This is a genomic window from Pseudomonas sp. P8_229, from assembly GCF_034008635.1.
GTDB lineage: Bacteria > Pseudomonadota > Gammaproteobacteria > Pseudomonadales > Pseudomonadaceae > Aquipseudomonas.
In genome coordinates, this window is the sequence record NZ_CP125378.1 from 1,905,132 (window position 1) to 1,928,578 (window position 23,447).

Annotated in this window: 23 protein-coding genes, 1 tRNA gene and 1 pseudogene; 14 read left to right on the top strand and 11 right to left on the bottom strand. The window is 60.5% G+C overall.

Annotated elements, in window-relative coordinates:
- The first annotated feature begins 12 nt into the window (after positions 1-12).
- The 5 genes from QMK55_RS08555 (at position 13) to QMK55_RS08575 (ending at position 4,492) form a co-directional block, all read left to right on the top strand.
- A complete protein-coding gene (locus tag QMK55_RS08555) occupies positions 13-933 on the top strand; it encodes an ABC transporter permease (protein WP_064120432.1) in 921 nt (306 codons plus the stop codon).
- Positions 933-1,739, top strand: a complete 807-nt coding sequence (locus QMK55_RS08560) for an ABC transporter permease (protein WP_320329042.1) — start codon at positions 933-935, stop codon at positions 1,737-1,739. The genes QMK55_RS08555 and QMK55_RS08560 overlap by 1 nt, the downstream gene beginning before the upstream one ends.
- Before the next feature lie 27 nt (positions 1,740-1,766).
- Positions 1,767-2,813 (top strand): extracellular solute-binding protein, encoded by a 1,047-nt coding sequence (locus QMK55_RS08565; protein ID WP_102356833.1) that lies wholly within the window; start codon positions 1,767-1,769, stop codon positions 2,811-2,813.
- Between the two features lie 61 nt (positions 2,814-2,874).
- Positions 2,875-4,329, top strand: coding sequence for an amidase (locus QMK55_RS08570; RefSeq protein ID WP_320329043.1), 1,455 nt, complete (start codon positions 2,875-2,877; stop codon positions 4,327-4,329).
- Positions 4,330-4,415: 86 nt separating this feature from the next.
- Positions 4,416-4,492, top strand: a tRNA-Met gene (locus QMK55_RS08575).
- Between the two features lie 159 nt (positions 4,493-4,651).
- Here QMK55_RS08575 and QMK55_RS08580 read toward each other — a convergent pair.
- Positions 4,652-5,752 (bottom strand): DUF2817 domain-containing protein, encoded by a 1,101-nt coding sequence (locus tag QMK55_RS08580; RefSeq protein WP_320329044.1) that lies wholly within the window; start codon positions 5,750-5,752, stop codon positions 4,652-4,654.
- A gap of 262 nt (positions 5,753-6,014) precedes the next feature.
- Between QMK55_RS08580 and ggt the strand changes: the two genes are divergently transcribed.
- The 3 genes from ggt to QMK55_RS08595 all read left to right on the top strand — a co-directional run bounded on the left by ggt (position 6,015) and on the right by QMK55_RS08595 (position 8,774).
- A complete protein-coding gene (gene ggt / locus QMK55_RS08585) occupies positions 6,015-7,847 on the top strand; it encodes a gamma-glutamyltransferase (RefSeq protein WP_320329045.1) in 1,833 nt (610 codons plus the stop codon).
- Between the two features lie 249 nt (positions 7,848-8,096).
- Positions 8,097-8,399, top strand: coding sequence for a type II toxin-antitoxin system HigB family toxin (locus QMK55_RS08590; RefSeq protein ID WP_095122959.1), 303 nt, complete (start codon positions 8,097-8,099; stop codon positions 8,397-8,399).
- Between the two features lie 3 nt (positions 8,400-8,402).
- Positions 8,403-8,774, top strand: coding sequence for a helix-turn-helix domain-containing protein (locus QMK55_RS08595; RefSeq protein WP_064387655.1), 372 nt, complete (start codon positions 8,403-8,405; stop codon positions 8,772-8,774).
- Positions 8,775-8,808: 34 nt separating this feature from the next.
- On the opposite strand, the gene QMK55_RS08600 is transcribed toward QMK55_RS08595, so the two are convergent.
- The 4 genes and pseudogenes from QMK55_RS08600 to QMK55_RS28600 all read right to left on the bottom strand — a co-directional run.
- Entirely contained in the window at positions 8,809-9,441 is a 633-nt protein-coding gene (locus QMK55_RS08600) for a LysE family translocator (RefSeq protein ID WP_102356829.1), read from the bottom strand.
- Between the two features lie 75 nt (positions 9,442-9,516).
- Positions 9,517-10,116, bottom strand: coding sequence for a flavin reductase family protein (locus QMK55_RS08605; protein ID WP_102356828.1), 600 nt, complete (start codon positions 10,114-10,116; stop codon positions 9,517-9,519).
- A gap of 155 nt (positions 10,117-10,271) precedes the next feature.
- The gene (locus QMK55_RS28595; RefSeq protein ID WP_256588186.1) at positions 10,272-10,832 is read right to left on the bottom strand and encodes a methyl-accepting chemotaxis protein; all 561 of its coding nucleotides are present in this window, start codon (positions 10,830-10,832) and stop codon (positions 10,272-10,274) included.
- Positions 10,812-11,636 (bottom strand): annotated as a pseudogene (locus QMK55_RS28600) (PAS domain-containing protein); the annotation flags it as partial. The pseudogene QMK55_RS28600 and the gene QMK55_RS28595, both read right to left, overlap by 21 nt.
- A gap of 191 nt (positions 11,637-11,827) precedes the next feature.
- Between QMK55_RS28600 and QMK55_RS08615 the strand changes: the two are divergent.
- Positions 11,828-13,198: a gluconate:H+ symporter gene (locus tag QMK55_RS08615; RefSeq protein WP_320329047.1), complete on the top strand. Its 1,371-nt coding sequence runs from the start codon at positions 11,828-11,830 to the stop codon at positions 13,196-13,198.
- Positions 13,199-13,204: 6 nt separating this feature from the next.
- Here the strand turns inward: QMK55_RS08615 and QMK55_RS08620 are convergent, their stop codons facing one another.
- A complete protein-coding gene (locus QMK55_RS08620) occupies positions 13,205-14,518 on the bottom strand; it encodes an MFS transporter (protein WP_102356865.1) in 1,314 nt (437 codons plus the stop codon).
- A gap of 312 nt (positions 14,519-14,830) precedes the next feature.
- Between QMK55_RS08620 and QMK55_RS08625 the strand changes: the two genes are divergently transcribed.
- Positions 14,831-16,249 carry a short-chain fatty acid transporter gene (locus QMK55_RS08625; RefSeq protein WP_102356825.1) on the top strand — a complete coding sequence of 473 codons (1,419 nt, stop codon included), beginning with the start codon at positions 14,831-14,833 and terminating at the stop codon, positions 16,247-16,249.
- 42 nt (positions 16,250-16,291) lie between these two features.
- Here the strand turns inward: QMK55_RS08625 and QMK55_RS08630 are convergent, their stop codons facing one another.
- Both QMK55_RS08630 and QMK55_RS08635 read right to left on the bottom strand, forming a co-directional pair.
- On the bottom strand, positions 16,292-16,630 hold the full coding sequence (locus QMK55_RS08630; RefSeq protein ID WP_102356824.1) for a DUF86 domain-containing protein: 339 nt from the start codon (positions 16,628-16,630) through the stop codon (positions 16,292-16,294).
- On the bottom strand, positions 16,627-16,917 hold the full coding sequence (locus QMK55_RS08635) for a nucleotidyltransferase family protein (RefSeq protein WP_102356823.1): 291 nt from the start codon (positions 16,915-16,917) through the stop codon (positions 16,627-16,629). The genes QMK55_RS08630 and QMK55_RS08635 overlap by 4 nt, the downstream gene beginning before the upstream one ends.
- Before the next feature lie 148 nt (positions 16,918-17,065).
- Here QMK55_RS08635 and acpA point away from each other — a divergent pair, with 148 nt between their 5' ends.
- From acpA to QMK55_RS08650, 3 genes are all read left to right on the top strand, one after another.
- Complete coding sequence (gene acpA, locus QMK55_RS08640; protein WP_102356822.1) at positions 17,066-18,760, top strand: acid phosphatase; 1,695 nt, start codon at positions 17,066-17,068, stop codon at positions 18,758-18,760.
- Positions 18,761-18,879: 119 nt separating this feature from the next.
- The gene (locus tag QMK55_RS08645) at positions 18,880-20,076 is read left to right on the top strand and encodes a hypothetical protein (protein ID WP_320329048.1); all 1,197 of its coding nucleotides are present in this window, start codon (positions 18,880-18,882) and stop codon (positions 20,074-20,076) included.
- A 177-nt stretch (positions 20,077-20,253) separates the two neighbouring features.
- On the top strand, positions 20,254-20,769 hold the full coding sequence (locus QMK55_RS08650; RefSeq protein WP_320329049.1) for an SET domain-containing protein-lysine N-methyltransferase: 516 nt from the start codon (positions 20,254-20,256) through the stop codon (positions 20,767-20,769).
- 6 nt (positions 20,770-20,775) lie between these two features.
- Here QMK55_RS08650 and can read toward each other — a convergent pair whose 3' ends face one another.
- Positions 20,776-21,420 (bottom strand): carbonate dehydratase, encoded by a 645-nt coding sequence (can, locus tag QMK55_RS08655; RefSeq protein ID WP_003228196.1) that lies wholly within the window; start codon positions 21,418-21,420, stop codon positions 20,776-20,778.
- Positions 21,421-21,561: 141 nt separating this feature from the next.
- Here can and QMK55_RS08660 point away from each other — a divergent pair, with 141 nt between their 5' ends.
- A complete protein-coding gene (locus QMK55_RS08660; protein ID WP_102356818.1) occupies positions 21,562-21,966 on the top strand; it encodes a serine kinase/phosphatase in 405 nt (134 codons plus the stop codon).
- A 127-nt stretch (positions 21,967-22,093) separates the two neighbouring features.
- On the opposite strand, the gene rimI is transcribed toward QMK55_RS08660, so the two are convergent.
- A complete protein-coding gene (rimI, locus tag QMK55_RS08665) occupies positions 22,094-22,546 on the bottom strand; it encodes a ribosomal protein S18-alanine N-acetyltransferase (protein WP_041074813.1) in 453 nt (150 codons plus the stop codon).
- Complete coding sequence (locus QMK55_RS08670) at positions 22,539-23,285, bottom strand: energy transducer TonB (protein ID WP_320330248.1); 747 nt, start codon at positions 23,283-23,285, stop codon at positions 22,539-22,541. The genes rimI and QMK55_RS08670 overlap by 8 nt, the downstream gene beginning before the upstream one ends.
- Positions 23,286-23,447: the final 162 nt, after the last annotated feature.

Consider the following 23,447-nt stretch of genomic DNA (forward strand, 5'->3'; position numbering starts at 1 on the left):
GGAGGAGTTGCCATGCACGCCTTACCGATTGCCAACACGCTGGAACGCCGCAAGGCTTTCCAGAGTTTCCTCGGGGTCAGCCCGGCGCTGATCGCCATCGGCCTGTTTCTGCTGGTGCCGATTCTGATCGTCATCGGCTATTCGCTGATGGAAGCCAACCCCTATGGTGGGGTCAACAAAGTCTTCAGCAGCGACGCCTACACCTCGCTGCTGTTCGAGCGGCAACTGGACGACAGCCTCGCGTTTGCCGACTCGTATTTGATCATCGCCCTGCGCTCGATCGGCATCGCCGGGCTGACCACGATCATCACATTGCTGATCGGTTTTCCGGTCGCCGTGTGGCTGGCCATGCAGCCGGCGCACCGACGCGGTTTGCTGATCTTTCTGATTACCGTGCCGTTCTGGGCCAACCTGCTGATCCGCACTTACGCGTGGATTCTGCTGCTGCGTAACACCGGTGTGATCAACAACAGCCTGATGGGCATGGGCGTGATCCACGAACCGTTGCAGCTGTTGTACACCGACGGCGCGGTGCTGCTGGGGCTGGTTTACACCTACGCGCCGTTCGTGGTGTTGCCGATTTACGCGACGCTGGAAAAGATGGATATCCGCCTGCTCGAAGCCGCACAGGACCTCTACGCCGGGCGCATACGCACCTTGCGCAAAGTGGTTTTGCCGATCGCCAAACCGGGAATTCTCGCCGGCGCCATCCTCACCTTCGTACCGTGCCTGGGCGCGATGATTGCCCCGGAACTGCTCGGTGGCGGCACGCGAATGATGCTCGGCAACCTGATTTTCCGGCAATTCAGCGATGCGCGTAACTGGCCGTTTGGTGCAGCGCTGTCGCTGGTACTGATGGCCGCCGTCATGCTGGTGCTGACTGTTTATGCCTTGCGCGCAGAGCGCCAGCGCATCGCCAAAGGAGGTGCGTAATGCTCACGCTATTCAAACGCAAAGGGCTGGGCGTGCAGGACTTTCCCGGCTTCGGCGGCTTCAGTTTTCTGTTCTATCTGTACCTCTACGCGCCGATCGTGGTTCTGGTGGTGTTCTCGTTCAACGCCAACCAATCGGCGACGGTGTGGACCGGCTTCAGCCTCGATTGGTATCGCGCCGCGTTCGCCAATCAGGCCTTGCGCCAGGCCGCCGGCAACAGCCTGTTGATCGCGGTTTGCGCGAGCACGATCGCCACGGCGATTGCCACCCTCGCCGCCCTCGGTACTTCGCGAGGTGCCAAGTTCAAGGGCCTGCAATTGTCGATGGGCACGATCATGTTGCCGCTGGTGCTGCCGGAAATTGTCGTCGGTGTGGCGACGCTGGCGCTGTTCTCCACCATTGGCCTGTCGCTGGGTTACGGCAACTTGATCATCGCCCATACGGTGTTCTGCATTCCCTTCGCCTACCTGCCGATCCGCGCCCGGTTGAACGACATGGATCTGTCGCTGGAGCAAGCCTCCGCCGACCTCTACGCCGGCCCGTGGCGGACCTTTCGCAAGGTCACTCTGCCGCTGCTGATGCCGGGGATTTTCTCCGGGCTGATGCTGGCCTTCATCGTCTCGCTGGATAACTTCGTGATCTCGATGATGGTCTCCCAGGCCGGCACCACGACCCTGCCGATTTTCATCTTCGGCCTGTTGCGCATGGGCGTGACACCCGACGTCAACGCCGTGTCGACGCTGATCCTGGGCGTCTCGGTGCTGTTCGTCAGCCTCTCTTACCTGCTGGGCAAAAAGAACGCCTGAACCTTCCAAGAACTGTGGGGAAATAGCATGAGCAAGTGGATAAAAAGCGTCGGCACTTCGTTGTTCCTGACTGTGCCGCTGGCCATGGCCGGCAGTGTTCAGGCTGCCGAAAAACTCAACGTGGTGAGCTGGAGCGGCTACTTTTCTCCGGAGATTCTCGCCAAGTTTCAGAAGCAGACCGGCATCGAAGTCACCGTCGATTCCTACGACTCCAACGAGACCCTGCTGGCGAAATTGAAACAGGGCGGCGCCGGTTACGACGTGGCGATCCCGTCGCACCAGTTCATTCCGATCCTGATCAAGGAAAACCTGCTGGAACGCTTCGACCCGGTCAAGGAGCCGTACTACGCCAGCGTTGTGGATAACCTGAAAAAACCGACCTGGGACCCGGAAGGCGCGTATTCGGTGCCGTTCATTTGGGGGACCACTAGCGTCGTGCTGGACTCGGCGCGCTACAAAGGCCCGGCCGACAGCTACAAGGTTTTGTATGAGCCGCCAGCCGAGTTGCAGGGGCGGATCAACATGTTCGACTCGACCAGCGAGATGGTCGACATGGCCAGCCTCTATTTGAATATTCCGCTGTGCAGCGAAGACCCGAAACAGATGCAACAAGTGCTGACGTTGCTCAAGGTGCAGAAGCCGTTCGTGAAGACCTACAGTTCCAAGGCCGGCTCGATTCGCGAGAACCTCGCCTCGGGTGAAATCGACATGTCGATGTTCTGGGGCGGTTCGTCGATGCGTGCCCGCGAGATGAAACCAACGCTGAAATACCTCTACCCGAAAGAAGGCGTGCTGGCCTGGGTCGACAACATGGTGATCCCCACCGGCAGCAAGAACCCGGCAAATGCCAAGGCGTTCATCGCCTTCCTCAGCCAGCCGGAAAACTCGGCGATGACGCAGAATTTCCTCAAGCACCAGAGCCCGATCAAAGGCGTCGAACCGTTCCTCGATGCAAGCCTCAAAGATGCCCCCGAGTTGCACATTCCCGAGGGCACCAACGTAGTGTTCAGCAAGACCTGCGGCGAAGGCGCGATCCGTCTGGCCGATCGTCTCTGGACCAACCTGATGCGTTGATCCCTGCCGCCCCGGCACGAGGCCGGGGCGTTTTTCCAGCCGTCTGAAAGGCGCCGTTGTCATGAACTCCAATAACATCAGCGAACTGCTCCTGTTGCAGGCCCACGAGCTCGCCGAACGCATCCGCCTGCGCCAGGTCTCCTGCCGGGAAGTGATGCAGACTTACCTTGCCCACATCGACCGTTTCAACCCGTTGGTGAATGCGCTGATCAGCCTGCAATCACCTGAAAATCTGCTGGCTCAGGCCGATGAACGCGATGCCGAACTGGCGCGCGGCGAATACCGTGGCTGGATGCATGGCCTGCCCCACGCGATCAAGGATCTGTCGCTGACCCGTGGCATCCGCACCACGCTCGGCTCACCGTTGTTCCAGGACTTCATTCCCGAGCGCGATGGGATCATGGTCGAGCGGATCAAGGCCGCCGGCGCGATCATCATCGGCAAGACCAACACCCCGGAATTCGGCCTCGGCTCACAGAGCTATAACCCATTGTTCGGCGCGACTGGCTGCGCCTACGACCCGAGCAAAACCGCGGGCGGCAGCAGTGGCGGCGCGGCGGCGGCACTGGCGATGCATCTGGTACCGGTGGCCGATGGCAGCGACATGATGGGTTCACTGCGTAACCCGGCGGCGTTCAACAACATCTTCGGTTTCCGCCCGTCCCAGGGCCGCGTGCCGTTTGATGACAGTGCTGATCTGTTCTTTGATCAGCTCGGTTACGAAGGACCGATGGCGCGCAGCGTGAGGGATGCGGCGTTGCTATTGTCGGTACAGGCCGGGGGCGATGCGCGGGCGCCGTTGTCGATCAGTGAGTCCGGCGATGCATTTGCCGCGCCACTGGAGCGTGATTTCAAAGGCACGCGGTTGGGATGGCTGGGGGACCTCAACGGTTACCTGCCGATGGAGAACGGAGTGCTGTCGTTGTGTGAGAAGACCTTTGCCGACTTTGAAAGTCTGGGTTGCCAGGTTGAGTCGGTTGAGCCGGGGTTCGCGCCTGAGCGGTTGTGGGGCAGCTGGCGCACCTTGCGTCATTGGATGGTCGCGGGGTCACTGGGCCCGGCGTATGCCGATCCGCAGAAGCGCGCGTTGTTGAAACCGGAAGCGATCTGGGAAGTGGAGAACGGCCTGAAGCTGTCGGCCAGCGAAGTGTTTGCCGCCTCGGTGGTGCGCAGCGACTGGTATCGGGCGATCTCGAAGTTGTTCGAACGCTATGACTATCTGTTGTTGCCCAGCGCTCAGGTGTTCCCGTTCGACAAGACGCAGCCGTGGCCGACCGCTATCGAAGGCGTGAGTATGGACACTTATCATCGTTGGATGGAGGTGGTGATTCCCGGCACGTTGTCCGGGTGTCCGGTGGCGAACGTCCAGGCCGGCTTCAATACACAGGGGTTGCCGATGGGGCTACAGGTCATCGGCCGGCACCAGGCAGACTTCGCGGTTCTGCAACTGGCGCACGCGTATGAACAGGCCAGCCGCTGGTTCCAACGCTGTCCTTCGCCGCTGCTCGGCCCATGATTTTGATAAACGGTTGAAAGCGTAGAAAAAATTTTTAAATTTACGCTTGACGCTTTTCCATTTCAGGGGAATAATGCGCGCCACTTGGCTACATAGCTCAGTTGGTTAGAGCATAGCATTCATAATGCTGGGGTCCGGGGTTCAAGTCCCTGTGTAGCCACCAAGTACTAAAAACGGCTTACCGAAAGGTAGGCCGTTTTTTTATGCCTGTTGTAGCGAGGGGATTTATCCCCGATGGAGCACGAGGCTGCCCCTGTTTTTTTTACCAGATGAACATTGGGGCAGCTTCGCAGCCCATCGGGGATAAATCCCCTCGCTACAATCAGCCTGCCAGCGCCGCCAGCCCTTTCACCCAGATCTGCCGCGTGCGCAAACCGACCATCGCCCGCCAATCCGGATCAGCCGGATAGAACTGCTCCAGCAGATTCAACTTGATCGCCCTCGCCGTCGCGTCCAGCGGATCGCCATGCAAATGCAGCCAATGGTCATCGCGCAAATGCCGATGTACATCCGGCCCCGGATAAGTCCCGCACTCGATCACGAACGGCATCAACTGCACGTCCGGCAATGCATTGAGCAACGCCTGCGAGGTGTAGCCCGTAGCAGTCGCTGCCACTCCGGTTTCGCTCAAGGTCTCGGCGCCCGTGTGCAGCGTGTAAAGCCATGGACCGTAGATCGCCTGGGCTTGCGCGAGTGCCGGATAAGGCGCTTGGGTAATCGTCAGCAACATCGGATGGCCGTACTCGCCCGCACCGGTGTGCAGGTCGAAGCACACCACCGTTTCAGCGCCTGCCAGATGCTCATCGATGATTTGATGCAAGGTGCGATTCGACCAACTCGGTGCGCGGCCGCCATAGAACAGGCCATCGGGATGGCTGTGCTGACCGCCCTCAACAATCGACATCACGGCCGGCCAGCCGTGTTCGGCAATCTGCGCATCGAGAAAGGCATCGGCCCGCGCACGCTCCGGGCCATTCAAATCGGTGCAGGCGTAAATCTCGTGCAAGGCCGCATAAGCGCGGTTGTCCGGCAACAGCACGGTGAAATCCAGATGATTGCGGTTGAGGTCGATGTTGTCTTCGTTGACCCGCCGTAACCAGGCGGTGCCCCACGGATTGATCAGGTGGATCATCACCACCGCGACATCCTTGGGCAGCGAGCCGGTTTCGACGGTTTTCAGCCAATCGATCTGACAGTCCGAGCCGTAATAGCCCTCGACTCCGTGCGTACCGCTGAGCGCTACCAGACGACGTTTGGCCTGTGGATCGCCGAGCACAGCGACGTCGGTGCTCAGCGGTTCGCCGAATGGCCCGCAACGTGGATGCGCGTACGAGGTGAGCGTGGCGCCGGCGGCATTGGCGGCGGCGATGAACTGTTGGCGTTGGTCGCGGTAGCTGGATTCGGTGGGGAAATCGCTGTGCATATCGGCCTCTTGTTGATCTTGTAATTGTGGGAGCGAGCTTGCTCGCGAAAGCGGTTGTACATTCAACACTTCGATTGACTGGAATAACGTATTCGCGAGCAAGCTCGCTCCCACAGGTGCTCGTTGCAGCTCAGTAGATTTGCGGTTGACCCTAGCGAATATCCGGCCAGAAAAGAAAGACAAAAATGCCCATCGGTTTGCGTCGCGACCGAGCGGTCGATAAAGTCCCTCAGACTTTTATCCCACGGACGGAGAGCACCACGTGTTTCCAGCCCTGCCCCTGAGCCGCTTTCGCCTGCCAGCCCTGACCCTGCTCGTCAGCGCCCTGACCCTCACCGCGTGCAACGCCCCGCCCTCCTCGACCTTGCCACTGGCCCCGGAAGCCGCCTCCGGCTACCGCACCGATCTGCAGACCCGCCACGCCAGCAAACACATGGCCGCTGCCGCCAACCCGCTGGCCGCCGAGGCCGGTCGCCAGATGCTGCGCAAGGGTGGCTCGGCCATCGACGCGGCGATTGCGATGCAAGCGGTGCTGACGCTGGTCGAGCCGCAATCTTCCGGAATCGGTGGCGGCGCGATGATCGTACTGTGGGACGGCAAACAGGTGCGCACTTATGACGGTCGCGAAACCGCACCGGCCGGCGCCACCGAGAAGTTGTTCCTGCAAGCCGACGGCAAACCGATGCCGTTCCCGCAGGCGCAGATCGGCGGGCGCTCGGTCGGCACACCGGGCGTGCTGCGTGCGCTGGAACTGGCGCACAAACAACACGGTCGCCTGCCATGGGCCACGCTGTTTGAACCTGCGATCAAACTCGCCGAGCAAGGCTTTGCAATTTCTCCGCGCCTGCATTCGTTGCTGGAATCAGATCCAGTCATCCGCAAGTCGCCTGATATGGCCAAGTACTTCCTCAACGCCGATGGCAGCGTCAAAGCCATCGGCACGCGCCTGCAAAACCCGGCGCTGGCCGCCGTGCTCAAGCGCATCGCCCAAGAAGGCCCGGACGCGCTGTACAAAGGCCCGATCGCCGAAGAGATCGTCGCCAAGGTGCAAGACCACGCCAACCCCGGCAGCCTGTCGCTGAAGGATCTGCAAGGCTACCAGGCCAAAGAGCGCGCGCCGCTGTGCACCGACTACAAACGCTGGCAGGTCTGCGGCATGCCGCCACCGTCGTCGGGCGGGATCGCCGTGGCGCAGATTCTCGGCACGTTGCAGGCGCTGGAAACCCGCGATCCACGTCTTTCCCTGACACCGCTCAAACCAGTGAAAACCGACAAACCGGCCGGCATTGAACCGGATCCGCAAGCCGTGCATTTGATCGCCGAAGCGGAACGCCTGGCCTACGCCGACCGCGCGCAATACGTTGCCGATACCGACTTCGTGCCAGTGCCGGTCAAAGGCCTGGTCGACCCGGGCTACCTCGCCAGTCGCGCCAGCCTGATCGGCGAACGCAGCATGGGCAGCGCCAAACCGGGCACACCGCCGGGCGTGCAGGTGGCTTACGCACCGGACCGCTCGCCGCTGCGCATCTCCACCTCGCAAGTCGTCGCAGTGGATGACCTCGGCGGCGCCGTATCGATGACCACCACCATCGAAGCAGCGTTCGGCTCGCACCTGATGGTTCAGGGCTTCCTGCTGAACAACCAGATGACCGACTTCTCGTTCATCCCCGAAGAAAACGGACAGAAAGTCGCCAACCGCGTCGAACCCGGTAAACGCCCACGCTCGTCGATGGCGCCAACGCTGATCTTCGACCGCCACAGTGGCGAATTCCTCGCCACAGTCGGCTCGCCGGGCGGCTCGCAGATCATCGAGTACGTGGCGAAAACCACCGTCGGCCTGCTCGACTGGAACCTCGACCCGCAAAGCGCCATCAGCCTGCCCAACTTCGGCAGCCGCAACGGCCCGACCGAACTGGAACAAGGCCAGTTCAGCCCGGTGCTGATTCAGGCACTGAAAGACAAAGGGCATGCAGTGAATGAAATCGACATGACCAGCGGCACCCAGGCCATCGTGCGGGTCAAGGATGCGCAGGGGAAAGCGTCGCTGGAGGGTGGCGCGGATCCACGGCGTGAAGGCGAAGCGTTGGGGGATTGAGGCTAGGACGCAAAGAGAAAAGGCTTACCGTGAGGTAGGCCTTTTTTGTGGCTAACAGATTGTGTTCACTCGCATCCCGTCGCCTTTTCCTACACCGAAAATTTGCTGCCACGGATAGAGTAAGTGGCCGTTCAGCAAACAACACTTTCGGGATCTGCTGGCATTTATGAACACGCAAATATTAGAACCGTACGTCCACCGACAGCCAACAGCCTTGCATCAGTCCCATAGCGGGACTAGGATCGCGTCATGAGAATTATCGCTGTCAGTCAGCTCAAAAATTTTTGGGAACGGTATCCGGACTCAGAGCAACCACTGTTGGCGTGGATAGATGAAGCGAGGAAAGCAAGCTGGTCAACGCCCTCGGACATCAAGGCACATTTTGCTTCTGCGAGCATTCTGAAAAGCCGCAGAGTGGTGTTCAACATCAAGGGCAATGACTTTCGCCTGATCGTAGCCGTGGCCTACCGCTTCGGCGCCATATACATAAAATTCGTCGGCACCCACAAGCAGTACGATGCAATCGACGCTGATACCGTCGAAATGGAGTAACCCATGAACATACGTCCGATTCATAACGAAGAAGACTACCGTGCGGCGCTCAAAAACGTGTCTGCACTTTTCGACAACGAGCCAGAACCGGGTACCCCTGAAGGTGATTACTTCGACATCATGATCACTCTCATTGAGGCCTATGAAGCCAAACAGTTTCCACTGGATTTGCCCAATCCAATCGATGCCATCAAATTCCGAATGGAACAGTCAGGCCTGTCAGCCGCGGATCTCGCTCCGGCTATCGGTCGAACAAACAGGGTCTATGAAGTGTTGAATGGCAAGCGGGCACTCACTTTGCCAATGATATGGAAACTTCATGAGCTGTTTGGAATTCCTGCCGAAAGCCTGATCAAACCAATGAAGCAAATCTGATACAAATTGCAGCAACCCAGCCTTTGACTGCAGCTTAGCGATTAGCCACCAGATGCACCCCAAACAACAGATAGCAACCGCCCGCGAAGCGATCCAGCCATTGTCGCGAACGCTCATACACACCGGCAATCCGGCGACTGGCGAAGAACAGCGCCACGCAGCAATACCAACTGAACGACAACGTCGCCATGGTCAGCACCGCCAGCGCCAGTAACAGTGGCGGGATGTGGGCCGGCATGGCGGTGGCAAAGATGGTGGCGACGAACAATGCCGACTTGGGATTAGTCATGTTGCCAAGAAAGCCGCGGCCATAAGCTCCGAGCAACGTCTGCTCCGAAGTATCGAGCGTGCCCGGGACGATCGGTGCCTTGCGCTTGAACTGCTTGAGTCCGAGGTAGATCAGGTAGCAGCCACCGGCAATCTTGAAGCTCAGGTACAGCGTCGGCGCAGCACTGAACAGTGACTGAATGCCCAAGCCACCCGCCAGCCCCCACAACACGGTCCCGCTGGCGACGCCGAGCGCCGCGACGACACCGTGGCGGCGGGAACGGCTGACCGCCAGTTGCGCGATATTGAAGAAGTTCGGGCCGGGCGTGACCACGGCAACGGTCCACAACACGGCCAGCGACAGCAAGGGCGCCAGATAACTCAAGGGGGAAAGATCCATGGGGCATGCGCCTGATCGGTTCGACGATGCCCTCTACCTTGCAACATCCGGCAATGTTTTGCCATCAGCAGACATTCAGACCGCTAGCGTCTTGCCATCCACCGCATCACCAATCTTCAGGAAATGCCCACCCGCTACGTGGTGCAAGGTGCGCAAACCGTCATGCCCTTCGAAATGCCAGCGTCCGTCGCTGAACACGCGCTCATCGGCGTGGGCGGCGATGACTTCGGCGAGGAACAGGTCGTATTGCTCGTGATTGCGCGGCTCCGGCAGCAAACGGCATTCGAGCCAGGCGACGCAGTCTTCGAGCAGCGGCGCTTCGACTTGTTCGCCAGAAAACGTCTGCAAGCCGTAAGCCTGAAATTTGTCTTGCCCTTGGGTTTGGGTGATGTCCAGACCCGACGTATTGCCGACGGTTTGCACGATGTCGGCCTGATCGACGCAGGGGACGTTGAGCACGAAGGTGCCGGACGCTTCGAGCAACTGGCGGGTCCAGGTGGACTTGTCGAGGACCACCGCGACTTTCGGCGGTTCGAAATCCAGCGGCATCGCCCAGGCGGCGGCCATGATGTTGCGCTGACCGTCATGGGCGGCGCTGACCAGCACGGTCGGCCCGTGATTGAGCAGACGGTAGGCTTTGTTCAGGGGCACCGGGCGGCGGTGGGAAGCGCTCATGGGGATCTGCTCCGGGGAAAAAGGAGCTGATTGTAGCGCCACCTGTGACCTATAGGAGTGAGCCTGCTCGCGATAGCGGTGAATCAGTCAGCACCATTGTTGAATGTCAGACCGTCATCGCGAGCAGGCTCGCTCCCACAATGGATCAGTGGAGATTAGTGGGAGAGTTGATTGGCGAACTGACCGACCGCATCCACCACCTTCTGCGCGCCGTCCTGAATCTCGACGATCACCGTGCCTGCTTCCGCCGCCAGCGCCAGGCCTTGTTCGGCCTGAAGCTTGCCGTCGGTCATCAGCGCCACGGCGTTGCGCGCCATCTCCTGGTTCTGCCGCACCACAGTGACGATCTCTTCGGTCGCCTGACTGGTGCGCGAGGCCAGTTGTCGCACTTCGTCGGCCACCACCGCAAAGCCCCGACCCTGTTCGCCAGCACGGGCCGCCTCAATGGCAGCGTTGAGCGCCAGCAGGTTGGTTTGCTCGGCAATGCCGCTGATGGTTTTGACGATGGTGCCGATCACCTGCGACTGCTCGTTCAGTGCCTCGATGCCCTCGCCGGCAGACTGCATGTGTCGCGACAGATCACGCATCACATTCACCGCCTCGGTGACCACGGTAGTGCCACGTTGCGCGGTGCTGTCGGTTTGCTGCGAAGTGCTGTAGGCGATGCTGGCCGCGTCGGCAACCGCTTGCTCGCGATTGACCTGATCGGTGATCACCGTGGCGAACTTCACCACTTTGTACAGCTTGTTGTTGGCATCGACCACCGGGTTGTAGGACGCCTCCAGCCAGACCACGCGGCCGTGGCTGTCGATACGTTTGAAGCGCTCAGCCACAAATTCGCCATTGTTCAGGCGACGCCAGAAATTCTGGTACTCGGCGCTGTTGTACTCCTCCGGCGCGCAGAACATGCGGTGATGTTTGCCCTTGATCTGCGCCAGGCTGTAACCCATGCCGCTGAGGAAGCGCTCGTTGGCATTCAGCACGTTGCCGTTGAGGTCGAACTCGATCACTGCGGTGGAACGTACCAGCGCGCCGATCAGGTTTTCGTGCTCGCGGGAGGCTTCAATGGTGCGGGTCAGGTCACTGGAGAAAATCGAGAACTGCTTGATTCGGCCATCCGAAGAACGCACCGGCTGCACGATGGAGCGCAGCCACGCCTCTTCCCCATTACCGCGCAACAGACGCACGGCCCCGGCGAAGTGCTCGCCACGGGTCAGTGCGGACTTGAAACGATGGTGAAATTCATCGGCCTTCACATGCGCCGGAACGATGTCTTCAATGGCCCGCCCCACCAGATCCTGGCTCTTGTAGAGCATCTCGGCGAGAAAGTTCTGGTTGACCGACTGAATCCGTCCATCGGGCTCCAGGGTTAGCACCAACATCTCGCTTTCCAGGCTTTCCTTCACTTGTAGCAGGCTGGAAAGTTCTTCACGAAGAGTGGCCAGCTCTTGCTTGAGGCGTTTGTTGAACATGGGAAAGTACCGATAGGCAAGGTGGAAAGCGGGATGCAGCCTAACCATCGGCCTTGAAAATCTTTTCTGAAGAGCGATTGCGACCGGTCAGTCAAAAATAATCTCAATAGGCCATTGGTCTTATCTTTACGCCAACCGGCAGGATACAAAACCGGGCGCTTTGGCCCGGCCATATCAGGTATTCTCAGAGTAAATTGCAACAACATGTTGCAGCTATCCGCCCGATAAGGAGTGCCGTTTTGGATTTATCGACCGCTGCCTGGATGGTTCACGACACCCGCCTGATTCTCTGCTGCCTGCTGGCCATTGCCACAATTATTGTGCTGATCAGCGCCACCAAGCTTCCGCCCTTCCTGTCGATCCTGATCGGCACATTCATTGCCGGCGTCGGCGCGGGTTTACCGCCTGAGGACGTGGCCAAGGCGTTCAGCAAAGGCGCCGGGGCGATTCTCGGTGAAGCCGGGATCATCATTGCATTGGGTTCGATGCTCGGCGCGCTGATGGCCGAATCCGGCGCGGCCGACCGTATCGCTTCGACCTTGCTTGGACTGGGCAAAGGCAAGTCCCTGCCGTGGGTCATGGCGCTGGTGGCGATGGTGATTGGCTTGCCGCTGTTCTTTGAAGTCGGGCTGGTGATGATGGTGCCGATCATCTTCGTCATGGCCCGCCGTTCGGGGCTGCCACTGTTGAAAATCGCGATTCCGGCACTGGCCGGGATGACCACACTGCACGCACTGATGCCACCGCATCCCGGGCCGTTGATTGCCGTCAGTGCGTTGCATGCCGACCTTGGGCTGACCATGTTGCTGGGCTTCAGCATCGCCATCCCGGCGGTGATCCTGGCTGGACCGATCTACGGCAACTGGCTGTCGAAACGCATGCACGTCGATGAGCCGGCAGAACTCGGCGCACTGTTCAGCGCTCCGCCGAAAGCGCCGCGTCAGCCGAGTTTCGGCATGTCGCTGCTGATCATTCTGTTGCCGGTGCTGCTGATGCTCGGCAGCACTCTGGCGAAAGTCGCGATGAGCCCGGAAAGCAGCGTCGCCCTGACCCTGAAGTTCCTCGGCGAACCGTTGGTGGCGCTGGGCATTGCGGTGATGGCGGCGGTGATCTGCCTCGGCTGGGCCAACGGCATGCCGCGCGACCACGTCGGCGGCACCCTGCGCAAAAGCCTGGCGCCGATTGCCGTGCTGTTGCTGACCATCGGCGCCGGTGGCGGCCTGAAGCAGACCTTGCTGGATGCCGGCATCAGCCAGACCATCAGCAAGGTCGCCGAAGGCGCGCACATGCCGTACCTGTTGCTGGCCTGGCTGATCGCTGTGGCATTGCGTCAGGCTACAGGCTCGGCAACGGTGGCCACCACGACGACGGCGGGGATTCTGGCGCCGATGATGGCGGGCCTCGCCGCGACGCAAAGTTCGTTGGTGGCGCTGGCGATTGGCGCCGGCTCAGTGTTCTTCTGCCACGTCAACGACGCCGGCTTCTGGATGGTTCGCGAGTACTTTGGCTTGCAGCTGAAACAGACGATCTGGGTCTGGTCGGTCCTGCAAACCATCGTCTCGGTGGTAGGCCTGGTGGGGACCTTGCTGTGGTGGCACTGGTTGACGTAACGGCCTTCAGGAACAGGGCGCCACCGAACGGCGTCCGACCCCGGGCATGCGCACACCGAAATACGCCGCGCTACCGATGCCGACCGCGCCCATCACCGCGCAGAACATCACGCAGATCCACGGACTCCATGGCATCAGACCGATCAGCAACAGCGGTGTGATGCTTGCCCATGCGGCGTAGGCAATGTTGTAGGTGAAGGAAATGCCTGACACGCGAATGCGCGCGGGGAACAAGCCGACCATCACCGACGGCACCGCACCGACCACACCGCACGCTAGACCGGCCACGGCGTAAGCCAGGCCAACCCAATCGCCGCCCATGATCAAGCAGCCATACAGCACGCCGATACCCAGCGGCAGCAACAGGCTATACAGCATGACCGTGCGCCAGGCGCCGATACGGTCGACCAGCAGGCCGGCGATCACGCAGCCGATGTTGAGGAATACGATGCCCAATGCGCTGAGGGCGAAGGTGTGGCTGGCGCTCATGCCGAAGGTTTTCTGCATCATGGTCGGCGTAATGACGACGAACACCACCACTGCCGAAGTCAGCACGCAGGTCAGCAACATCGCCGGCAACATCGCCAGTCGATGCTCGCGCAGCACCGTGCGCAGCGGCAGTTCGACCCGCGCCTCGCGTTGCGCTTCCATCGCCATGAACACCGGGGTTTCGCTCAGCCAGCGGCGCAGATAAACGCCAATCACGCCGAACACGCCACCGAGCAGGAAGGGATAGCGCCAGGCGTAATCAAGAATTTCCGCCGGGGTGAACACTTGCGCGAGAAACGTCGCGGTCAACGCGCCGATCAGGTAACCGAAAGTCAGCCCGGCCTGCAAAAAGCCCAGGGCATAACCGCGATGCCCGGCGGGCGCGTGCTCGGCGACGAACACCCAGGCGCTCGGCACTTCACCACCGACCGCCGCGCCTTGCAGGATGCGCAGCGCCAGCAACAACAGCGGTGCGAAATAACCGATCTGGGCATACGTCGGCATGATCCCGATCAGCAGGCACGGCAGCGCCATCATCAGGATGCTCAGGCTGAAGACCTTTTTGCGGCCCAGGCGATCGGCGAAATGCGCCATCAGGATCCCGCCCAGAGGCCGCGCCAGGTAACCGGTGACGAAGATGCCAAAGCTTTGCAGAAGACGCAGCCACTCGGGCATTTCCGGCGGGAAGAACAACTGGCTGAGGGTCAGGGCAAAGAACACGAAAATGATGAAATCGTAGATTTCCAGCGCCCCGCCGAGGGCTGCAAGGCCGAGGGTCTTGTAGTCGGAACGGCTGAACGGCGCCGGTCGGGCTGTGGATTGGGCAGTCATGGCAAAGAACTCTGGCAGGCAAAAAACCAAGGCGCTCATGGTCTACGCAAATTCGCCTGGGGACAACCCGTTAGACCATAGTCCCGGTTTTGCAAAACCTGCTCACAAAAGCGCTTGGCTTGATTTACTGTTGAGGCCTGTCTGCAGCCACCGTCCAGTGAAAACCTGTGGGAGCGGGCTTGCTCGCGAATGCGGTGTGTCAGTCGACACTGATTGGTCTGACACACCGCATTCGCGAGCAAGCCCGTTCCCACCCAAAGCACTCAGCGATCTGCAGACCCAAAATAACCATAAAAATCCGAGGTACTTCCTGTGGCCGTTGAGATCGAAGATAGCCGCTCCGCGCGCTTTGCCCTGCGCTGTTCAAGCTTTGCCGAACGCTGGTTCCCCGACTCCTGGGTGTTCGCCGCGTTGGCGGTGATCATTGTCGCACTGGCCACTATGGCCATGGGCGCCAAACCCACCGATGCCGCGATGGCGTTCGGCGACGGGTTCTGGAGCCTGATCCCGTTCACCATGCAAATGGCCTTCGTGGTGATTGGCGGTTACGTGGTCGCCAGCTCGCCGCCGGCCGTCAAACTGATCGACAAACTGGCACGTATCCCGAAAAACGGCCGCTCCGCCGTGGCCTGGGTCGCGCTGATCTCGATGGTCGCCTCGCTGTTGAACTGGGGCCTGTCGCTGGTGTTCGGCGGTTTGCTGGTGCGCGCCCTCGCCCGCCGCACCGATCTGAAAATGGATTACCGCGCAGCCGGTGCGGCGGCGTACCTGGGCCTGGGCGCGGTCTGGGCGCTGGGGCTGTCGTCATCGGCGGCGCAGTTGCAGGCCAACCCGGCCAGCCTGCCACCGTCGATCCTGTCGATCACCGGGGTGATTCCGTTCACCCAGACCATCTTCCTCTGGCAGTCCGGCGCCATGCTGCTGGCATTGATCGTGATTTCGATCATCGTCGCCTACGCCACCGCGCCCGGCCCGAACTCTGCGCGCGACGCCAAGGATTGCGGCATCGACCCGGCATTCAATCTGCCGCCGCTACAACCGCGTACCCGGCCCGGTGAGTGGCTGGAGCACAGTCCGTTGCTGATCATTCTGCTGGTGTTGCTGGCGGCCGGCTGGCTGTTTCACGAGTTCTCGACCAAACCGGCGATCACTGCGATTTCCGGGCTCAACACCTATAACTTCCTGTTCATCATGCTCGGCGCCCTGCTGCACTGGCGCCCGCGCAGCTTCCTCGATGCGGTGGCCCGAGCGGTGCCGACCACCACCGGCGTGCTGATCCAGTTCCCGCTGTACGGCTCGATTGCCGCGCTGCTGACTACGGTCAAAGGCGCCGATGCGCAGACGCTGGCGCATCACATCTCGACCTTCTTCGTCAGCATTGCGTCCCACGACACCTATGCGCTGTTGATGGGCGTGTACTCGGCGATTCTCGGTTTCTTCATTCCGTCCGGCGGCGGCAAGTGGATCATCGAGGCGCCATACGTGATGCAAGTCGCCAACGATCTGCAATACCACCTCGGCTGGGCGGTGCAGATCTACAACGCCGCCGAAGCGCTGCCAAACCTGATCAACCCGTTCTACATGCTGCCGCTGCTGGGCGTGCTCGGTCTGAAGGCGCGGGACCTGATCGGCTTCTCGTTCGTGCAACTGCTGGTGCACACGCCGCTGGTGCTGTTCTTGCTGTGGGTGCTGGGGACGACATTGGCGTATACGCCGCCGGTGATGCCGTAGCTTGACGGGATTGCGCCTGCCAAATGGCAGGTGCAATCAATGTTACCTGGAGGGTAGGAATCTCAGCAGCTCAGGCAAAGCAACCTGAACCGTTTCCCAAACGACATCCAGATTGATGTCGAAGTAGCCATGAGCGATCCGGTTACGCATCCCGCGCATGCTGCGCCAGGGAGTTTGAGTGTTCTGAGCCGCGAATTCTGGAAAGCGGTCCATTATTTTGGTTGCCGCCTCGCCAATGATGACCAGGCTCATGATGACCGCTTGCTGCGTCCGTTTATCGTCTACGAACTCTTCCTTGCTCAGACCTTCGACGAAGACCAGTGCGTCGCTCGCGGCCTGACGAATGTGCTCAAGGTAATCGCCGAGCCGATTCTCGATCATACGGGACGGGCCTGATCAAGAACCTGCTGACGAAATTTCAGCGGAAGGTCTCCCGGCGTTAACAGATCGACGGTAACCCCCAGCAAGTCCTCAAGTTCAAGCTGTAGTCCACCGAGATCAAACAAGGTAGCGCCAGGCAATGGATCGACCAACAGATCAAGGTCACTGCCTTCCATATCGGTACCCAGCGCTGTCGAGCCAAACACTCGCGGATTGGCCACACGGAATCTGCCGACAACCTCACGGACGGCAGCTCGTTGCAGATCAAGAGCAATGGAAGGCTTCATGGTTCACTCAGGCCAGTTTCGATATCGCAGCAGTCTAGCAGTGCCGAAGGGTCGTAGACACCGCACCATTTTGTAACCCAACCGTCACATTCCCTTGCTAGCGTCCGCCCGAAACAAACTGAAACAGTTAAGCAAAACGGGCTGATAGATGAAAGACGAAACAGACAGCACTGACGCACCTGAATCCGACAACCCCACCGACACCAGTCGCCGCCGCTTCCTCGGCGGGGTCGCTGTCCTCGGTGTGGGTGCCACGCTGGCTGGCTGCGGTAACGCCAGCGATCAGCCGGGCAAACCGGCCGAGCGCCCGCTGACGCCGACCGAGCTGGACAAAGCCCTTCGTGACCAAGTGAAGACCGTGGTGGTGATCTACGCCGAGAACCGCAGCTTCAACAACCTGTTCGGTGATTTCCCCGGTGTCGAGAAACCGCTGTCGGCGCTCAAGCCTGCCGATTATCAGCAACGTGACCGCAACGGCAGTCTGCTGCAGACCTTGCCGCCAGCTTGGGGCGGGGTGTTGCAGATCGGCCCGCAAACCCTCGATGGCGTGACCTACCCCGCCGCCACGCAGTTTCAGGAAAACCTGCCCAACGCACCGTTCGCCCTCAAAGGCCCGAATGGCGAAGACCTGCCGTTCGGTCTGGTCACCCGCGATTTGTGGCACGTGTTCTATCAGAACCAGATGCAGATCAATGGCGGCAAGAACGATGGCTTCGTCGCCTGGGCCGACTCCGGCGGCCTGACCATGGGCCATTACGCCCAGAGCCGTTATTCCCTGCGTCTGTGGGATGTCGCGCAGGAATTCGTACTGTGCGACAACTTCTTCCAGGGTGCCTTCGGTGGTTCGTTCCTCAACCACCAATACCTGATCAGCGCCACCGCGCCGTTCTATCCGGACGCGGCCAATTCGGTGGCCAAGAGTCAGATCGCCACCTTGCAAAGCGATGATCCGAACGATTCGCGCTTGAAACCGCTGGAGCAATCCCCCGCCAGCGCCATGACTGGCCCGCCGCAGTTCGGCCCGAGCGCGTTGACCCCGGACGGCTTCGGCGTCAATACGCTCGCCCCGCCCTACTGGCCAACCTGGATTCGCGACCCGGAGCGTCCGGCGTATTCCAAAGCGGATCTGCCCAACGTCATGGTGCCGCAGACCCACGAACACATCGGCGACAAGCTGTCGAAGAAGAACATTGACTGGGCGTGGTACGCCGGTGCGTGGCAGGCAACGCTGGAGCAGTACAAGGATTCTGGCGGCATTCCGAAAATCCCCAATTTTCAGTATCACCATCAGCCGTTCAACTACTTCAAGCAGCAAGGCCCGGAAAACCCCGTCGAGCGCAATAAACGCCTGCGCGATGCTGGCCTGGGCGATGAGTCGAGCACCAACAAGTTCTTCGCCGATGCCGAGGCCGGCAAGTTGCCGGCGGTGAGTTTCTACAAACCGCAAGGCAACCTGAACATGCACGCCGGTTATGCCGACGTGGCGTCCGGGGATCGGCACATCGTCCGCGCATTGAAGGTGCTGCGCGAAAGCCCGCAGTGGCAAAACATGGTGGTGATTGTGACCGTCGATGAAAACGGCGGTTGGTGGGATCACGTTGCACCGCCCAAGGGCGACCGCTGGGGCCCGGGTTCGCGGGTGCCGGCGCTGGTGGTGTCGCCGTTTGCGCGCAAGGGCACGGTCGATCACACGGTTTACGACACAGCGTCGATCCTGCGACTGATCACTCGAGTGTTCCAGCTCGAAACCCTCGACGGCCTCAAGCAGCGGGATGACGCGATGATCGCCCGCGGTCAGAAACCCATGGGCGATCTGACCAACGCCTTGCATTTTCAAGCCTGAAACCGAGTCCTGCGGGCTGACGCAAAAATCCGTGAATGACGGCTTCTCTGTGCAACACGGCTGATCCAATATGAAGCGCCCCGACATCCCGGGGAACCCACGCTGAAAAGGATCTGAGCATGTTCAAACTCGCAGGACTTATCCCCACCGTACTGGCCCCCACCGCACTGGCCCTCGCCGCGCTCACACTGAGCTCGGCCGCCCACGCCGATGTCGACCTGAAACTGGGCAGCACCGAGCGCGTCACCCACCTCTTCGCCTACCCCAACAACTGCAGCGTGATCTGCTATCGCAACTGGTCGCTGGAACAGACCGTCGCCCATTACCTGAGCCAGAGCGTGCAACGCGATGGCTACACCAATGCCAAGGTACTGGTGAAAAACGATAACGGGCAGATTCATGTCGAAATCAGCGGCGTACCGCAAGGCTACGACAAACCGCTGTCGGCACTGCTCGATGCCGGCGATCTGGCCTACAACGGCGCCAGCAAGCTCAACGCCGATGGCAAATGGGCTTACAGCTGGTATCTGTTCCTGCCGCTGGGCATGGCCCTGGAAAACCGCAAGAGCGTCGAGTTGCTGCACTTTCCGCCGGACTATTCGCTGACCCAGGCCCAGGATTACCTGCGCTCGAACACCACGGATCGCTGGGCCACGCTGCTGACCGACAACGGTATCCCGGCCGATCAGACCCCGGCCTATCAGACCATCATCGACATTGCGCCAATCGCGGCGCCGTCCAATGCCGGCAGTGATCTGGAGGGGGTCTACGACTACTTCAAGGATTACCAGACCACACTGGTCAAGCAGTTCAGCCAGACCAGCGCCGGCACCACCTTGCCGATGGTCGCGTTCGGCGCGCCGGTGCGTAACTGGATCAAGCAGCAATACGGGCCGACCGTAGGCGTTTTGGGGCTGGCTACCATCAGCCCGAGTGCGGGGGTGAACGTGCCAGTACTGGGTTCGAACCACCCGAGCTACATCTGGTACGCCGCCGACCCGGCGAGCTACGACGGCGATGAAGCCAAGGCCGACGCCGCCGGGTTGAAGGTCATGGGCCAGGACTTGAGCGCGGCCTGCTGGCAGGCCGGGATGGGCAGCAAACCGGGCACCGACCCGAAAACCCTGCTTGATAGCTGCACCCAGACCTGGCAGGTGACGCAAAAGGGCAAAACCTGCGAGCTGTTCTACACCTCGATCCGCAACCTGACCCCGGCACAGGCTGCCGCCAAATGCTCGACCACGCCGATCAAGGCGCAACTGCAACAGCTCAAGGGCGAGTTGCCAGCCACTGCAGTGCCTGCACCACACCTCTGATCCGCTGAAAAAGCTTCCCGTGTCAGTCAATACTGACGCGGGAAGCAGCCTATCACGCCTGTCAGATCTGACAGTAGACGGTTTGAGGGATACACCGGAATATTGGATCCAGACATGTTGCAGCGCTGACAGGATGTCAGACCAGGGAAGTCGCAGCATTTGCCGACAGGGATTGCTATGAACAACCAGACACATCAGCACCACATCCCCCGCGACGCACCCGGTATCTACCCGTTTGCCGGATTGCCGGTACGGCTGGGTTTCCCCTCGACTCAGGATTTCCAAATCGTTCAGGACAGCCATGGCCGCGCGACGGTTGTCGCGCGCCGGGCGTTCTTGCGCATCACCCGGATGTGCCGTATTTCCGGGCAACTGTTGCCCTATCGCTGTCGCCAGACCCGCCAGCTGCTGACCGGGATCCATATCTACGACCCGCGCTTTTGCGGGCTGCTCGAACATGCCTGCGACCCGAATGTGTTCCTCGACATGAGCGAACTGTGGCTCTGGGCACTGCGCGATATTCACCCGGGTGAACGCCTGACCATCGACTTCGCCGCCACCGAAGATCGCCTGTTGCAACAGTTTGCCTGCACCTGCGGCGGGCCGCGCTGCCGAGGGTGGATCACCGGTTACGATGAACCACCCAGTATCGAGGGCCAGCATTTCCTGCAGCACTGGCGGCATGCGCACTGATCGGGCTTACAACGCCCCGACCGGGCGCAGACGGTATTGCGGCGGCAGTTGTTCGAAACCGCTGATCGTGGTGTTCAGGCTTTTCCAGCGACCGTCCTTGATGCCATAGATGCAACCGTGAATCGACAGGCTCTGCCCGCGATGCCAGGCGTTCTGGATGATGCTGGTGTGGGCGACGTTGGCCACTTGCTGGACGACATTGAGTTCGCACAGCCGGTCGACCTGTTCCTCTTCGGTCGGCAGCTTGGCCAGCTCTTCACGTTTTTCGTAGTACAGATCGCGGATCGAGCGCAGCCAGCCGTCAATCAGGCCGAACTGGCGATCCTGCATCGATGCGCGCACACCGCCGCAACCGTAGTGGCCGGTGACGAGGATGTGTTTGACCTTGAGCACATCGACTGCGTACTGGATCACCGACAGGCAGTTGAGGTCGGTGTGCAGCACCACGTTGGCGACGTTGCGGTGCACGAACAGATCGCCCGGCAGCATGCCGACGATTTCGTTGGCCGGCACCCGTGCGTCGGAGCAGCCGATCCACAGATACTCAGGGGTCTGCTGGCGCGCCAGCTTGGCGAAGAAATCCGGGTCTTCCTTGGTGATCGCGTCAGCCCAACGCTCGTTGTTATCAATCAGGTCTTGTAAGTCGTGCATGGTGTAAGGCCTCAAGAAAGATGCGCTGGTATGACAGACGACCGCCCGTCGGGGTCACGCAAGAACCGCAGGTGTTTTTCTTTGGAATTCTCGTGTTCCCGGTGAGTCCACTCAGTAAGGCCCACAGTATGAGGAATTGCCATGACTGATTCACGACGTCCGTACGATGCGGTGCAACCGGAACCCATCGATGATAACGAAGACCGCATGGGCTCGGTGCATGAGCTGGATTTCGATGAAGACGAACCCAGCGCGAAAATCGGCGACGAGATTCCAGAGCGCGAACGCGAGCAACTGATGCCGAACGAGCGGGTGCGTGAGGCCGGGTTTACCGGCGCATCGAAAGCAGACCATGAACCCACCGACGATGACTTGAGCCCGGAAACGCTGATTCATGAAGACGGCGCCCGGGACGCCGAAGAAGCCGGCGAAGGCAACCAGGCGGATTGGGACTTGAGCATTGTCGACGAGGATGACATCGGCGGCGGCAATGGTCTGGATGAAGCGGAGCTGGCACGGCGTGATCCGCTGGATGGCAACCGCTGATCGTTGTTGCCTGAGAGGCCGCCTTCGCGAGCAAGCCCGCTCTCACATGGGTTTTGAGTCGTTCACACATGTTGTGATCAACCCAAAACCCATGTGAGAGCGGGCTTGCTTGCGAAGCTTTTAAGGCTTAATCAACCAAAGTGCAGGCCATGACCACAGCATCTTCACGCCCGCCCACCGCCGGATAATAATCCCGACGCCGGCCAATCTCGTTGAAGCCATAGCGCTCGTACAATTTGAACGCCGCCGTATTGCTGTCACGCACTTCCAGAAAACACTCCCGAGCGTCAGCCTTGTAGGCAATCGACATCAGGTGCTCCAGCAACGTCAGCCCCAGCCCACGCCCCTGATTCTCCGGTTTGACGGTAATGTTGAGCAGATGCGCCTCATCCAGAATGATCTGCACCACTCCGTGGCCGACCTGCTGCTGACCTTCGAACATCAGCCAGATCTGGTACTTGCCCAGCCCGTCGAGAAAAATCCCGCGGGTCCAGGGATGGCTGTACGCCGCGTATTCAATCTTCAATACAGCGTCCAGGTCCGCCTCGGTCATCGGGCGGAACGATACAGCTTCACTCATTCGATTCTTTCCAGCGCGCCATCAGCCGACGCATGGCTTGCCACACAGCGGCTTTGCGCTGTGGCTCTTCCATCAACAATTCCAGACCGGGAATGGCCCAGGCCAGGCCCAGCCCTTCAATCTGCAATTCACTATTGAACGCCTCGGCATCCGCTTCACCAGCAAAGCGCACCGCCGGCAGGCCAATCAGCCACAGGCAGGTGCAGGGCGCCGTTTCCATTTGCACCGAAAGGAACCCCTGCACAAAGTCGCGGGCGGCTTCCGGGCCTTGGTCCATGGTGCCGCGGTTCAACCACGGCCAGCGCACCGGCTCGCCGACGATTTGCGGTGCGGCCGGCAGACCGGCAGCGCGCAGCATGTCTTTAAGCAGCAGATAGGCCGGATCGCGGCTCTGGAACGCTTCGCCTGTGGGTAACTCCACCAGCAGCAGACACGCCCCGGCGCGCAGCAATTGCAGGGCGAAACGCGGTGGCGGCACGGGCGCGGGCTTGACGACGACCGGCGCCTCTTCGACCTCTTCCACCGGTTTGGCGCCATTGCGGGTACTGGCGAGCGAGGGGCGCGGCACTTCGATTTTTGGCCGCTCCACCGGACGGGCGGCAGGTTGCACCGCCGCTTCGGCCTGCACAACCGGCATCACCGCGACCTCAGGTTCAGGCTCGTGCATGTCCAGCAGCTCGGGCCGCGACGGTGCGGCGAAAGGCAATTCGGTGCGCGGCAGCCAGTTGACCACCTGCATGGCGTTCAAATAGGCGCGGCGGCGGGACTCGATAAGCAAAGGTCGGCCACTTGTGGATAACTGAAAGTGCGCTGATTCTACCGCCCTTCGCTCAAGATCGCCCGTTGTTGATCGATAGACTTGACCTAAAGAAAGCGACAGCCTGTCCCCGAGAGTGAATCG